The sequence below is a fragment of the Bacillus sp. CPT56D-587-MTF genome, assembly GCF_058792335.1.
The window spans coordinates 4,583,240-4,596,308 of record NZ_JBYTEF010000001.1 but is presented as its reverse complement, the minus strand read 5'-3'; the positions used below and the strand labels follow the sequence as shown (position 1 = coordinate 4,596,308).

Annotated in this window: 17 protein-coding genes; 11 read left to right on the top strand and 6 right to left on the bottom strand. The window is 34.8% G+C overall.

The window, feature by feature from the left end; all coding sequences use genetic code 11:
• The first annotated feature begins 15 nt into the window (after positions 1–15).
• From AC3WVZ_RS23765 to AC3WVZ_RS23755, 3 genes are all read left to right on the top strand, one after another.
• Complete coding sequence (locus AC3WVZ_RS23765) at positions 16–810, top strand: nucleotidyltransferase domain-containing protein (protein WP_000788486.1); 795 nt, start codon at positions 16–18, stop codon at positions 808–810.
• Between the two features lie 123 nt (positions 811–933).
• Positions 934–1,602, top strand: a complete 669-nt coding sequence (locus AC3WVZ_RS23760; RefSeq protein ID WP_000049706.1) for a hypothetical protein — start codon at positions 934–936, stop codon at positions 1,600–1,602.
• A 10-nt stretch (positions 1,603–1,612) separates the two neighbouring features.
• Entirely contained in the window at positions 1,613–2,416 is an 804-nt protein-coding gene (locus AC3WVZ_RS23755; RefSeq protein ID WP_048534654.1) for a leucine-rich repeat domain-containing protein, read from the top strand.
• 2 nt (positions 2,417–2,418) lie between these two features.
• Here AC3WVZ_RS23755 and AC3WVZ_RS23750 read toward each other — a convergent pair whose 3' ends face one another.
• On the bottom strand, positions 2,419–3,057 hold the full coding sequence (locus AC3WVZ_RS23750) for a DUF4304 domain-containing protein (protein ID WP_063220579.1): 639 nt from the start codon (positions 3,055–3,057) through the stop codon (positions 2,419–2,421).
• The gene (locus AC3WVZ_RS23745) at positions 3,044–3,514 is read right to left on the bottom strand and encodes an SMI1/KNR4 family protein (protein ID WP_002184004.1); all 471 of its coding nucleotides are present in this window, start codon (positions 3,512–3,514) and stop codon (positions 3,044–3,046) included. Before AC3WVZ_RS23745 ends, AC3WVZ_RS23750 begins: the two co-directional genes overlap by 14 nt.
• Positions 3,515–3,600: 86 nt before the next feature.
• On the opposite strand from AC3WVZ_RS23745, the gene AC3WVZ_RS23740 reads away from it, so the two are divergent.
• The 4 genes from AC3WVZ_RS23740 (at position 3,601) to phnA (ending at position 7,208) form a co-directional block, all read left to right on the top strand.
• Positions 3,601–5,259 (top strand): outer membrane protein assembly factor BamB family protein, encoded by a 1,659-nt coding sequence (locus tag AC3WVZ_RS23740; RefSeq protein ID WP_233935493.1) that lies wholly within the window; start codon positions 3,601–3,603, stop codon positions 5,257–5,259.
• Between the two features lie 299 nt (positions 5,260–5,558).
• The gene (locus AC3WVZ_RS23735; protein WP_002026505.1) at positions 5,559–6,356 is read left to right on the top strand and encodes a DUF2628 domain-containing protein; all 798 of its coding nucleotides are present in this window, start codon (positions 5,559–5,561) and stop codon (positions 6,354–6,356) included.
• 69 nt (positions 6,357–6,425) lie between these two features.
• A complete protein-coding gene (locus AC3WVZ_RS23730; RefSeq protein WP_033696602.1) occupies positions 6,426–6,707 on the top strand; it encodes a hypothetical protein in 282 nt (93 codons plus the stop codon).
• Between the two features lie 159 nt (positions 6,708–6,866).
• Complete coding sequence (gene phnA, locus AC3WVZ_RS23725) at positions 6,867–7,208, top strand: alkylphosphonate utilization operon protein PhnA (protein WP_000212737.1); 342 nt, start codon at positions 6,867–6,869, stop codon at positions 7,206–7,208.
• Between the two features lie 199 nt (positions 7,209–7,407).
• On the opposite strand, the gene AC3WVZ_RS23720 is transcribed toward phnA, so the two are convergent.
• The 4 genes from AC3WVZ_RS23720 to AC3WVZ_RS23705 all read right to left on the bottom strand — a co-directional run bounded on the left by AC3WVZ_RS23720 (position 7,408) and on the right by AC3WVZ_RS23705 (position 10,380).
• Positions 7,408–8,205, bottom strand: a complete 798-nt coding sequence (locus AC3WVZ_RS23720) for an ABC transporter permease (protein WP_000679254.1) — start codon at positions 8,203–8,205, stop codon at positions 7,408–7,410.
• Positions 8,189–8,848 (bottom strand): ABC transporter ATP-binding protein, encoded by a 660-nt coding sequence (locus AC3WVZ_RS23715; protein WP_000470311.1) that lies wholly within the window; start codon positions 8,846–8,848, stop codon positions 8,189–8,191. The genes AC3WVZ_RS23720 and AC3WVZ_RS23715 overlap by 17 nt, the downstream gene beginning before the upstream one ends.
• 54 nt (positions 8,849–8,902) lie before the next feature.
• The gene (locus AC3WVZ_RS23710; protein ID WP_233935491.1) at positions 8,903–9,076 is read right to left on the bottom strand and encodes an aspartyl-phosphate phosphatase Spo0E family protein; all 174 of its coding nucleotides are present in this window, start codon (positions 9,074–9,076) and stop codon (positions 8,903–8,905) included.
• 233 nt (positions 9,077–9,309) lie between these two features.
• Complete coding sequence (locus AC3WVZ_RS23705) at positions 9,310–10,380, bottom strand: NAD(P)/FAD-dependent oxidoreductase (protein WP_000682068.1); 1,071 nt, start codon at positions 10,378–10,380, stop codon at positions 9,310–9,312.
• A 351-nt stretch (positions 10,381–10,731) separates the two neighbouring features.
• Between AC3WVZ_RS23705 and AC3WVZ_RS23700 the strand changes: the two genes are divergently transcribed.
• The 4 genes from AC3WVZ_RS23700 to AC3WVZ_RS23685 all read left to right on the top strand — a co-directional run bounded on the left by AC3WVZ_RS23700 (position 10,732) and on the right by AC3WVZ_RS23685 (position 12,969).
• Positions 10,732–10,971 (top strand): YuzB family protein, encoded by a 240-nt coding sequence (locus AC3WVZ_RS23700; RefSeq protein WP_000595026.1) that lies wholly within the window; start codon positions 10,732–10,734, stop codon positions 10,969–10,971.
• Between the two features lie 268 nt (positions 10,972–11,239).
• Entirely contained in the window at positions 11,240–12,106 is an 867-nt protein-coding gene (gene dapF, locus AC3WVZ_RS23695) for a diaminopimelate epimerase (protein ID WP_233935490.1), read from the top strand.
• 41 nt (positions 12,107–12,147) lie between these two features.
• Entirely contained in the window at positions 12,148–12,501 is a 354-nt protein-coding gene (locus tag AC3WVZ_RS23690) for a HesB/IscA family protein (RefSeq protein WP_000573826.1), read from the top strand.
• A gap of 132 nt (positions 12,502–12,633) precedes the next feature.
• On the top strand, positions 12,634–12,969 hold the full coding sequence (locus tag AC3WVZ_RS23685) for a site-specific integrase (protein ID WP_233935489.1): 336 nt from the start codon (positions 12,634–12,636) through the stop codon (positions 12,967–12,969).
• Positions 12,970–13,069 lie beyond the last annotated feature (100 nt).

Sequence of the window (13,069 nt, the reverse complement as noted above, 5' to 3'; positions counted from 1 at the left end):
ATTGGAGGGATAGATATGAAAAATGGAGTGAAGCATGCGTTACCAACGGAAGTACAACAGTTAATGGAGCGGTACACAGTAGAATTAAAAGAAATTTTTTTGGATGAAAAAATAGTCGGGGTATATATTTACGGATCCATCGCACTAGGTGCATTTCATAAGGAAACGAGCGATGTTGATTTTGTTACAGTGATAAATGATTCCGTGAATGAAGCTGAAAAACAGCAGCTTGTGGAACTACATAAGAAACTTAGTGACAATACGCTAGGTAAAAGAATGGACGGTATGTATATTCCGCTTGCTGACTTAGGGAAATACAATGATGAAATGAACGAGTACGTGTATTGTGCAGATGGTAAAGCTAATGTTGGTCATTGGGACATTAATGCGGTCACATGGTGGACGTTGAAAAATCAAGGCATTACAGTTACAGGAAAAGAAGCAGAAGATCTTCCGCTGCAAATACAATGGAATGATGTAGTAAATACGATGAAATACAACGTAGAACAGTACTGGAGTGAAAAGGCGAAGAAGCCATATTTATTTTTTATAGAAGAGTGGGTAGAATCAGCTGTCGTTACGATGGGACGCATTTTATATACACTAGATTATAAAACAATCGTTTCAAAAGATAGAGGATTGCAATACTTGTCAGAACGTTCAGCGGAAGAATGGGAGCTCTTATTAAAAGAAGTAGCGAGAATACGGCACAATCCAAAAGAAAAGAGAATGCTCTCAAGGTGGAGAAGAGCAGATATGACGAAGAGGTATTTACTGCATTTAATTGAGACGTGTAGAGAGAAATGGTAGGGAAGAAAATGGACAATACAGTGGGGGGTATTGTCTTTTTTATTTTGTAGTAGATAGAAAAGTATTTACAAGTATTGTGTAGAGGAAAGATAATAGAAAAAAATATGCGCATGGGGGAAGATGATGAGTAAATATAAATTACATATAGATAGAGAACAATTATGGAAAGGATGCGTTTTAAATTCGATTGCCCATGCAATTAATGTAGCGCATTGTCCAGATTTCTCACATGAAAGTTCATGGGATGGATTTAACTATAGTATGCAAGATAGCCAAGGTGGACAAGGGACAATTACGTTTCATCCGAATTACACGATTGTATGTCTTCAAGATGTGAATAGCGAGAGAATTGATGAGTGGATTGATGCGAAAAATTATTTTGAAGGGGCACCTTCGGAAGTAATAGATATTGCGAAAGAAGAAGCACTTCAATACGTATTAGAAGAAGTAGAAGGCGAAACAGTTCCTTTTATTACAACTGCATTTTGGATTGAGGATAGCGGTGCGTATTCAATTGATTCATTTGAAGAGATGGAAGAGCACGGCGGATTCTTATTAGAAATTCCATTACTTGATACAGAATCAGCAATAGAAAGACTAGAAGAAGAGTATGAACTGACAGAGGAACAAATAGAGCTTTTACAACTCGTGTATAAGAAAAAAATCCAAAGTCCAAATGAGGAAATTAAGTTGTCTAAAGAAGAAGTAGCAATGATTGGAACGGAAGATAGCGAAGGATTGGAAGTTAGTAAGGACTCATTTGAAGAAATGAATATTACTTGGGAGTTGTAGGGGGGATAACATGTTTCCGATTGGTGATCAGCCAAAGATTATGAAAGACTTAGCAAGTATAGCTGGTGATTTAGAAGAAGTAGCGATTGAGGGGAAAACAAAAAATATAGAACGACTAGCATCTTTTAAAGTTAAAAAATTATGGATGTTCACAGTAAATCAAAAGCAGTTTGATCATATTCTTACGTATGTTTGTCCCGATATATTATACGTTTACAAAATGAGGGTTGAGGATTTAAGTAGCCTTCAGAAATTGTCCAATTTACAACAGTTGTATATGTGCTGGAATACAAAAGCGAAGACGTTATGGGATATTGATTATAATAAAAAACTCAAATCCTTACTAATTGATGATTTTTCTAAGTTAGAAGATTTAAGTGCTTTAAGTAAGTGCACACAACTCAATACCTTCTATATGGGTGGTGGAATAAATACAGCGATGAAAGTACAAACTTTAAAACCGCTCGCTGAATTACAGCAGTTGCAAAAGCTTACTTTGATGAATTTAAAGGTTAAAGATGATTCATTAGAACCGTTAATGCAATTGAAAAATTTAAAGGAGTTAAGCTTATCTAATCAATTTAAAGTGGAAGAGTATGCAAAACTCTCTGTAGCATTGCCATATACGGTATGCGAGTCTTTTAAACCTTACGTATATATGAACGATGCAATAGATGGGAAAAATATAATGGTGACTGGGAGAAGAAGGCCAGTCCTTAATTCAAAAACGGATACTGTGAAGATGCAAAAGTATGAAGAACGATTTAAAAAGTTACAAGAGGAATATAAAGCACTAGTAGAAAGTACAATGTGAAATTACATTGTACTTTCTACTAGTTTTTTCATATACATATCAACTTCGTGAAAGAATATGGGCTCTTTTTCCTCGGTATTCAGATGCACGGTGCAATGTAAATATTGCTGTAAGTAGCGATTAGCTTGTTCGTACTGTTTTAATTTGTAGAAAGAAAAACAGGTAAGAAGTAGAAACGCTTTTTCTTCTAATATTGGAACGACAGCTAGTATCGGAGTAATGGAATGTATATTTATTTCCACTAAATTTTCATAAGATGCCCACGTTTGAAACCAGTCGAAAATAGTAGAAAGGTAATTCGGAATGTTGATAGTTTCATGTGAAACATTGTGCAATAGCTGGTTCTGTTTGATATGTATAGGCTCTATTCTTGTTTGTAGAATGCAAGCGAATATTGAAATGTTTTCTTTTATTTGTAATTGGTTCGTAATAAGCTGCGGGAGACCGATAGGGTGAACTCCTATATTTATATAAAAATCATCTCCAAACTGGCTTTTTTGTATGTTAATGAGCTTATAAAATCCGTTTTCAGCTTTGAAAAATGTATGTCTTTTTTTCTTAAAGCCGAGTGGTTTTAAAGTGGCGTGTAAATTTGTAATAAAATCTTGCTCCTTTTTAGAGCCAGGCTTATTCTTCGTCATATTCATAAGTAGTTAAGTTTTGTAAGAACCTTTCAAAGTTAGGTGCTAATTCAATAATTTCCTCAAATTCATTATCGATAAATATAACTGGAGGATTTTCAGCTACATTTCGATAGTCTAATGCAATCCATGTATGTCCATCACCAGATAAAAGTACGATATTCTCAGGCATTTCCCATTCTCGAATTAAATAGCGGCTCTCTAAAATACTAGATTCATTTTCATTAAAAGAAATACCATATAAACCAGATACATTAACGTGATCGTCTGCCCAAGAATTTGGCTTTGAAGTAGGGTGAACATCGAGACGAAGAGTTCCCCCATTTTGTTCTTTTAGAAGGTTTATATATGATTCTGGAAGTTTTACGTTCAGTACTTCTTCTGCTTTTTTGATTAGTTCATCGTTAATGGGTGCTAGTTTTAAATAGTCATCGTCTGCCCAAATTGTACTCTTCATATTCGGTCACCTCAAATAATAGTTTTAAGAATCTTATGTCATATATTATAGTTAGTTTAGATAACACGCAATAGAGGGAGGAAATAATGAAAAAGTTTCAAATCGAACTAAATAAACTGTCGACAGAAAATGCCGGAGAAATAGTACTTAGTATAGATGAGAGTATTGTGTTTCAAGAAAAAACAGACATAATAGACCCGATTTGTCAGTTGTTTGACGCTTGTATCGAGGTCTTTAGATATGATGACGCTACAATTTTCTTAAATGAATATGAAAAAAAGATGGAATTTAAGAAGAAAGATGGGGAGTTTCTCATTATTAATCAGAGAGGCAAGAAGTTAGCTAGTGTTGATAGCGAGCAATTTTTACGAGTACTCTTTTCGTTTCTTAAAAAGGAGATAGGGCAGATTTACATGAGTGGAGTTGATTCTTTTCGAATCAAAGATGCTTACCATAGAATGTTAGAAATTGATCCATTTGTTCCTAAACTTGTAAATGGAAATGACGAAATTATGTATCGAACTTATCATTCTACAAGTGACAAGTATGAATTAAAATGGAAGTATTTAAAAGGGAGAGAGGTTGAACCGATATTTACTCCGGTACTATCTCATGATAAGAAGAGTATCTTTTATGTAGAGGAAAATAACCACAGAATTCGTAAACTCGATAGTGAAACGAAAGAAGAGATTTGGCAGTGCCGTATTCCAATAGTAGAAGATTGTAATTGCATTACTGTGAATGGTGTCGTAATTATTTGGCATGCAAATAGATTTGGAGAAAGTATTGCGAAATTGTATGCTATTTCATCAAGTTGTGGAGAGCTTCTATGGGATTTAGAAATAGAAGGGCATATTATACAAGATGTAAAAACTACGGGAGAAGAGTTACCACGTTTACTAGTTATTACACAAGAAGGCTACAATGTTTTATTAGAGCTTGAAAGTGGAGTAAAAGTATGGGAAAAGAATGTTCGAGTCGGAGGAGAAAAATTGCAGTGCCATCTTGGCCCAGATTACTATGTATTAGCAGGGAATCCTTTTGATGAAGATGGGGAAGTTGATGCATATAGTAATGTTGCAATTGCCATTCAATTATTAGATGCTTCTACACGATGGAAACAAATGATGGAAGATTGTAATCCAAATGAACCAGTTACTTTAACTAATGAACATTTTATATGTGTAGCAATGGAGGTATTACAAAAGTGGGAATATGGAAAAGAAGGCTGTAACTTAATTTTTGAAAAAGCTTTTGATGAGGTATGGTACTCTTGCATTGAATCAAAGGAAGCAAAAATACTATTAACAAGAACTGAGTATGGATATGAAGGGGTAAGTAGACAAATACAATGTTATGATCATAAGAGCGGTCAAAAGTTATATGAAGTAAATATGTCTTTTGAAATTGAATTGCCTCCATTTCTTATCGGAGAGATGATGGTATTGTCCTTAGGAGAAGGCAGAATTTGTGGTATTAATATTCAAACAGGTAAAGTGCTTTGGAACAATACTACTCTACATGATATTACAGAGGTTCTGTTATATAAAGATGGAGAAATTTACATTGCAACTTCAAATTTAGAATTGATAATACTTGATGCTGAATGTGGTGAAGTAAAAGATATAATTAAACTCCCTAAAAATGTTGTTGTAATAGATTTTATTGTATCAATTGAGGCAGGTAATAATGGACTATTCATTAGTTGTGTAAGTGGAAATATGTTTGAAATAGTAGAAGGCTAATTTGTGAGCGCTCTTAAGTCGAGATGTTTGTTTTAAAATAGTAGTATATATTCACTAAAAAGGATGTATAAAAATGATTTTGATGCATCCTTTTTAGTGAATATATAAAATAATTAACTTAGTGTATTAAAGGTATGATACACGATTATTTTAATATATTTAAAAGTAAAATGAAATAAGAAACGGATAATTGTCGGAATATATTCGATTTCCGTTCACTTTTATGAAATATGTGTACTTTTTGTTAGATTCCTTCATTTTGTCCATATACAATAAATGTATATAGAAATAAGAAAAGGATGATGTACGTGAAGGACACGGTTTTACAAGAAACGATTTCTCCACAAGAATTACATAAAGTTGTTCAAAAGAATACAGCTTATTATGACTTTAAGTGGGGTAAAGTAGAAAATCCAGCGCAAGGGAATACATGGAATTGGGTAGCCTTTTTCTTCCCAACTTTTTGGTTAGCTTATCGTAAAATGTATAAGTTATTTATTATATTTGCGTTATTGGCTATACCTAGTATAGTTATACCCCCTTTTATAGATATTCCAGATGGGATTTATGTAACATTTAGTTTAGCTCTTCAATTAGGAATGATGATATTTACTGGATGGCAAGGAAACCGTTTATATTATAAGCAGGCTGTTCGTGTTTTTCGTAAGGGAGAAGATGCGTCTGATCATGAGAAGGCGTATTTCTTACAATCAAAGGGCGGCGTGAGTATTGCTGGTATGATTGGTTTACAGATTATAGTCGGGATTGTGTATGGATTAGCTGCGTTCGGGCTGTCCTTTTTACCAACTGAGCCGAATATTAAAAACGTTGTTCGTTCAAGTGGCGAAGGGGTTACTTTAGAGATTATGACTGATAATCCAACTTGGAAGTTTGTGAAGAAAGAAAAAGATTATGACGTAGTAGAGTTTACTGGTTATGATTATACAGAGAAGAAAAACGTGAAAATTAAATTTGCTGTTTATTTCGATGAAGATTATTTCGAGTGGCAAGAGGTATATGAAAATAATAAGAAGTTAAGTGAAGAAGAAGTAGAAGAATATCAAATTTACATTGAAGAAAATAATTGGGGTTTCTAGAGGGAACTCGTTCATTTTGAAAAGAAGAATCTTGTGAAGGTTCTTCTTTTGTTTATTAGGGGGAGAGAAATGATTTCAGCAGTAATAGAAGCTCTAATAGGATCGATTAGTTTAAGTACGGGTTTACACACGAAAAAGATTGATGCTAACATACTTTACTTGCAGCAGTATGAATGGTTTCGAATCATATATGAAGACGAAAAGTATCGAAAGTTATTTATTACGAACTACAAAGTTCGCTCATATTTACAAAGTAAGCTAAGAGTTCGATTGCTTGTAAAAAATAAAAATGCACAACGAAGATTTTTAAAATTAGTAGAAGAGCAAATAGAAAAACGGCATACAAATTGAAATTTTGTAAAATACAATAAAAAATGAGAATTTGAGGTAGGCTTGTCAATAACGTGAGACTATGGCACTATAAAGAAATGCTATACAAATTTTATTTATCGAGATGTAAACATCAATTTTGATTTTTACGTATAAATAATGAACGGAGGAAATGAATTTATGGCTACTTTACCAAATTGTCCAAAATGTAATTCAGAATATACGTATGAGGATGGAGTTCTTTTCGTATGTCCAGAATGTGCTCATGAGTGGGGCCAAGAAGCAGAAGCTGAAAATAATGATGGTGCAAAAGTTGTAAAAGATGCGAACGGAAACGTTCTTCAAGACGGCGATGCAGTTACTGTTATTAAAGATTTAAAAGTAAAAGGAACTTCTTCAGTTGTGAAGATCGGTACGAAAGTAAAGAGTATCCGTCTAGTTGATGGCGATCACGATATCGATTGCAAAATTGACGGCTTCGGAGCTATGAAGTTAAAATCACAGTTCGTTAAGAAGGCGTAAGTAAATAGAAGAGGAGGCGAATAGCCTCCTCTTTTTATTATGTCACTTTTTGTCGGTAAATCGATATTTCGTACAAAATCGTTGATATATTCTGAGTTATGATAGATATATTTGAAAAATCGTTGATATATTGCAAGTTATGATAGATATATTGAAAAAATCGTTAATATAATTTCATTCATCGTGAACTACGCACGATTCACCGTGCACCATAGTCAATTTCTTTCAATTGACATCGCTTATTAAAGAACGTTTTATATCCAAGCTGTAAAAAGATAATGACAGCAAAGGCAGTACTTCCAGAAATACCGAGTATGATGGCGATTTGATATTGAATGGCTGTGAATGGTGATACACCGGATAATATTTGACCAGTCATCATGCCTGGTAAGCTTATAATTCCCATTCCGACCATAGAATTAATTGTTGGTAAAATAGCAGAGTCAAAAGCGTCTCGAATGAGCGGAGCAGCTGCTTCTTTCGGTGTTGCGCCGAGCATAAGTGCACCTTCAATTTGACCTCTTTGCGATTTCATATTGTTTAAGAACGTATTTGCGCCGAGAGAAACACCAGTCATGGCATTCCCAACTAACATTCCTGTAATAGGGACGATATATTGCGGAGCATACCACGGATCATGTCCGATAATAACAAAGATAAATAGTAGAAGTGGCCCAATTGATCCGGCGACCATGGAAAGGGCGGCTACTCGTTTTAATTCTTTAGACATTGGGATGTTAACTCGTTTATAAATATTAAAAATTGCAAAGGTAGTAATAGAAGTAATGAGAGCAATTGTATAAAATGGATTACTGTTTTCAAATACGTATGTAAGGACATATGCAACAAGTACGAGCTGAATCGTCATACGGAATGTTGCGAGCGCGATTTGTTTTTCGCGAGGTATTCCTTTTAATTTTACAAGTCCAATTAAAATAAGAATAAAAATATAGGCAGCTGCAAGTTGCCAAATTTGGAGTTCAATAACGCCCTTCAACAGAGAGCACTTCCTTTCTAGTCGCACCGTTTGCTTTACTAATCTCAATAATGTCGTCTGCAACTTCTTTTGGAAGTTGTTGTGAGTGTGTGATGAAGATAATTGTTTTTTTCTTTTTTCGTGCTAGTTCAGTAAATTGTTTCATAACGTGGCGTTCTGTATCACTGTCTAATGCTGAAGTAGGTTCATCTAATAAATAGACAGGCGGATCCATAAGTACGATACGTGCAAAGGCAAGTCTTTGTTTTTCACCGCCAGATAGTGAGGAGGCGCTATCTTCTAATTGCTTGTCTAAGCTAACGGTTTGTAATGCACTCCGCAGGGCATCATCATTTGGAAATGGTTTTTCAGAAAGACGAAGTCCCATTAATAGGTTGTCTTTAACGGTTCCATCAAAAATAGGTGGAGTTTGCCCAAGCATAACTACGTCACGACGTAATTGAATAGGATGATAATCAGAAATTAATTTTCCGTTATATTCAATTGTGCCGGATGTTGGAGATTGTAAATCGTTTAACATGCGAAGCAACGTGCTTTTTCCGCTTCCGCTTTCACCGATAATGCAAGTAATCTTTTCTTTTTGAATCTGTAAATAAGGAATGTGTAGTATATCTTTATATATAACGTTTTTTAATATAAACATAAATCGCTCCTTTCTGATTCTAGTTATATCGTATCAAAAAAGAGAAGATAACGGTTATAAAGAGCAACGTTTTTTCTTCGTCTTGAGTTTTATTAATAAGTTAAGTAAACGATCTAATTCTTGGTTGAAAGAAATCACTTTATCATGAGTCAATCCGTATCGTTCAACGAGATAGATTAACTCTTTCTTTTTCGCTTCTATTCGATTGTTTAGTTTCGATAAGTTCATAAGTGGAATGTAATGCCTCCTACAAAAGTATTTATCACATAAAAAATAAGACCGAATGAATTCGGTCTTCAAGGAAATAATAAAACAACTTACAAATAGCATACACTGTTTATCCGTAGTTTTTAATATAAAAATGAAAAATAAATCATTATAAATATTGAGAAAGATGTGTCTGATAATTTTTAAAAACTGATGCAAAGAGGCTGCCTACATAGTAGACAGCCTGTAAAGTATTAACCCTTATGATATTTGTACATCCAAAGAAGACCAGATTTTAATAATCTCGGTACACGTCCCATTAACGGTTGGTTTGCGAGTAAACCAAATCCGTGTTTTTTACCAAGAGATCCTAGAACACCTTTTAATTTAATAACAGGTAGTTCATCAGGGAGTGGTTCATTATTCCAACGTTTTAATAATATTTGGACAATTTGTTCTCCTTGACCTTCAGCAAGTTGGGCAGATGGTGCATGTGGAAGTGCTGCGCAATCTCCTACAACGTAAACATGCTCGTTGTTTGGAATATTGTGATATTTCGTTAAGACAACCCGTCCGCTACCATCTTGTTCAACTGGAAGGTTTCGAACAACTTCATTTGCTTGAATACCAGCTGTCCAGACAATTGCATCACATTCAAGTGGTTCATCGTGATTATACACAATATTTGGTTCCACTTTTGTAATGTTAGAGTTTCTTATAATATTAACTTTATGTTTTACGAACCATTCTTCTACGTATCTACTTAATTTCTCTGGATACGGGAATAAAATTCTATCTTTTCGATCAAATAAATAGATTTTTAAATCAGAACGGCTTTCACGAAGTTCACTTGCTACTTCAACGCCACTTAAGCCAGCACCAACAACAGCTACTGTTGCATTTGGTTCTAGACTATTTAATTGTTCATATGTTTTACGTGTTTGTTCAATTGATTGTAGACTATGTGTATATTCCCTAGCCCCAGGAACGTTATGATATTTATCTTCACAGCCAAGTCCGATAATTAAGTCATCATATTGGATTGCTTCGCCGCCATCGAGATGAACAGCTTTTTCTTCGAGGTCAATATTTGTTATTGTGCCGTATTGAATATTGAGGCGTGGGTGTTCAGGAAACGGTATACGAATATGCGTTTCTGAAATAGTACCCGCAACTAATGCATAATATTCAGTTTTGAAGCAATGATATGGTACTTTGTCGATTAATGTCACTTGTACATCATCTGGAAGTTGGTTGCTTGGAAGTAGCCTTTGCAGAATTCTCATTCCACCGTAGCCGCCACCTAGTATTACGAGGTGTTTCATGATGGATTACCCCTTTTCTGTTGAAATATCCCCTAATCATAAAATTTTATATTAATAAAATATTTTGACTTTGCTCAATCAAATTATATCGAATTTGTGAACAAATAACAATGCATGAATGAATACTCTGTTGTACAATAAGAAGAAAAGTAAAATAAACTGTTTTTCCTTTGTAGTTACTATTTCATTGGAAGTAGCATGTTATATAGAAGAAGTCATCTACTTTGAAGTGAAGTAATGAAGTAACTAAATAGTTTAGACTGTGTAACGAAAACAACAAGAAACAGCTTAGTTTTCTTCTTATAGATAAAGTGAAAAGGTAATTTGTTTTGTAGTACAGGGGGGAGAATTTTGATTAAACCATTAATTGAATTTTGTGTAGGTAACCTTGCAAGTGGTTCACAAGCAGCTCTAGAAAAATTAGAAAAAGATCCGAATTTAGATGTAATGGAGTACGGTTGTCTAGGGTATTGTGGTATTTGTTTTGAAGGACCGTTTGCACTTGTAAATGGTGAAGTTGTACAAGGTGCAACAGTAGAAGAGCTTGTTAATAATGTATATGAGTATTTGGATGAAAATCCAATGTTTTAAGGTGTTGCGAATTAGCAGCACCTTTTCCATTAGATAAAACTTTATTTTGTGGGGAAGACTAATGCTGATTATTAGCCTTCCCCAATTGAAAATAGTGGGATAAATAAAAAAAGGCCCTTTTTAGAAGGGCTTTTTTCTTACACAAATTTTGTAAGAGTGGCTCATCGCCAAACGTTGTCAAATATGAGAAACGGGGGACATTCATATTGTGTTCTAAAAGCATGCATTTTATACTTAACATAACAAATTATTTTTGGAGTGAATATAAATGAGCCAATTTTCTTTTACAAAAATGCATGGTCTTGGCAATAGTTATATATATGTAAATATGTTTGAAGAACAAATTCCTGAAGAAGATTTAGCTCTTGTGGCGGAAAAGGTTTCAAATATTAATACTGGTATTGGAGCAGACGGGATGATTTTAATTTGCCCTTCAGACGTAGCTCCGGTGAAAATGCGCATGTTTAATAATGATGGTTCTGAAGGAAAGAGCTGTGGTAATGGTTTGCGCTGCGTAGCGAAATATGCGTATGAGCATAAACTAGTAGAAGAAACAGTTTTCGCAATTGAAACGTTAGCTGGTATTGTAACGGCTGAAGTAACAGTAGAAGATGGTGTCGTGACATTAGCGAAAATCGATATGGGGGCACCGCGTCTAACACGTGCAGAAATACCGATGCTTGGTGAAGGTGAAACGCCATTTATTCGTGAAAACTTCTTATATAATAATCATCGTTATGCATTTACAGCTGTTTCAATGGGAAATCCGCATGCGGTTATTTTGGTTGATGATGTAGAAAAAGCACCTCTTACAACACTTGGACCAGTCCTCGAGACACATGAAATGTTTCCAGAGCGAGTAAATGTTGAGTTTATCGAAATTTTGAATGATGACGAGATGAACTTCCGCGTTTGGGAACGTGGATCTGGTGTAACGCAAGCTTGCGGAACAGGAGCGTGCGCTGCAGTTGTAGCTGCTATTTTAAATGGAAAGATGGAACGCGGTAAGGAAATTACTGTTCATTTAGCTGGTGGCGATTTAATGATTGCGTGGACTGAAGAAGGAAACGTGTTGATGAAAGGACCTGCGGAAGTAATTTGCCGCGGAGTGTATGAGTACAAGATAGAAGCGTAAAGATGTATAATGGACTAAGAACAGAAAGGAAGGTGTATTTCATGATTGAAGTAACAGAACAAGCAGCTTTTCAAATTAAAGATATGTTAAAAGATGCTGAAGATGGAGAGAAGTATGTGCGCCTTGCTGTACACGGCGGCGGATGTAGCGGTCTTTCTTACGGCTTAGGATTTGAAGTAGAACCAAAAGAAGACGACACAGTTCTTGAGTTTTTCGGTGTTGAATTTGTTATCGATACAGAAAGTGCTCCAATTGTTAAAGGAGTAAAAATTGACTATAAACAATCTATGCTTGGCGGTGGATTCACAATTGATAATCCAAACGCAATCGCATCATGCGGATGTGGATCATCTTTCCGTACAGCGACGAATGCTGGTAAACCAGAAGAATGCTAAGTTTTTAGACGAAATAGAAAAGGCCTTTTTAGCGATGGAATAAAATCGTTAAGGAGGTCTTTTCTTTTGTCGTGAAGAAAAAAACGTATTACAAAGATGGCGAATGCTAGTGGAAAATATATGTAATTAACTTTGGGACAAGCGTTAGATATTGTTATTTCGGGAAAACGTGCGGAAGGTTGTCGAGATAGAACATTAAGAGATTATACGAAGATGTGGGGATACTTTACCGATTGGTTGCATGATAATTGCGTGGTTAAATATATTGACGAACTAACAGCAAAAACGTTTCATAACTATATCAACTACATGAAATACGATAAGAAGCCTTATGAAGGGCATAAATTTATTGACGCTGACCAGCAAGGGGGTAGTTTATACGATACGACGATAAACATTAATATTCGTGCATTACGAGCATTACTTAAATATCTATATAGAGATGGTGATAAAAAATGTATCATCTGAATTAAAGTTAAAAGTTAACCCTAGGTTAACCTTAATTTAGTCAGGAAATAGTCAGAAACTAATCGGAAGATAGTCAGAGAAAGAGGTTTGGTAAAAGTAA

Bases quoted from the DNA above. Each gene is read 5' to 3' on its own strand.
- AC3WVZ_RS23690 (WP_000573826.1), top strand. From the start codon at position 12,148: ATGATTGAAGTAACAGAACAAGCAGCTTTTCAAATTAAAGATATGTTA.
- dapF (WP_233935490.1), top strand. From the start codon at position 11,240: ATGAGCCAATTTTCTTTTACAAAAATGCATGGTCTTGGCAATAGTTAT.
- phnA (WP_000212737.1), top strand. From the start codon at position 6,867: ATGGCTACTTTACCAAATTGTCCAAAATGTAATTCAGAATATACGTAT.
- AC3WVZ_RS23730 (WP_033696602.1), top strand. From the start codon at position 6,426: ATGATTTCAGCAGTAATAGAAGCTCTAATAGGATCGATTAGTTTAAGT.
- AC3WVZ_RS23705 (WP_000682068.1), bottom strand. From the start codon at position 10,380: ATGAAACACCTCGTAATACTAGGTGGCGGCTACGGTGGAATGAGAATT.
- AC3WVZ_RS23765 (WP_000788486.1), top strand. From the start codon at position 16: ATGAAAAATGGAGTGAAGCATGCGTTACCAACGGAAGTACAACAGTTA.
- AC3WVZ_RS23745 (WP_002184004.1), bottom strand. From the start codon at position 3,514: ATGAAGAGTACAATTTGGGCAGACGATGACTATTTAAAACTAGCACCC.
- AC3WVZ_RS23760 (WP_000049706.1), top strand. From the start codon at position 934: ATGAGTAAATATAAATTACATATAGATAGAGAACAATTATGGAAAGGA.
- AC3WVZ_RS23735 (WP_002026505.1), top strand. From the start codon at position 5,559: ATGATGTACGTGAAGGACACGGTTTTACAAGAAACGATTTCTCCACAA.
- AC3WVZ_RS23755 (WP_048534654.1), top strand. From the start codon at position 1,613: ATGTTTCCGATTGGTGATCAGCCAAAGATTATGAAAGACTTAGCAAGT.
- AC3WVZ_RS23740 (WP_233935493.1), top strand. From the start codon at position 3,601: ATGAAAAAGTTTCAAATCGAACTAAATAAACTGTCGACAGAAAATGCC.
- AC3WVZ_RS23715 (WP_000470311.1), bottom strand. From the start codon at position 8,848: ATGTTTATATTAAAAAACGTTATATATAAAGATATACTACACATTCCT.
- AC3WVZ_RS23710 (WP_233935491.1), bottom strand. From the start codon at position 9,076: ATGAACTTATCGAAACTAAACAATCGAATAGAAGCGAAAAAGAAAGAG.
- AC3WVZ_RS23750 (WP_063220579.1), bottom strand. From the start codon at position 3,057: ATGACGAAGAATAAGCCTGGCTCTAAAAAGGAGCAAGATTTTATTACA.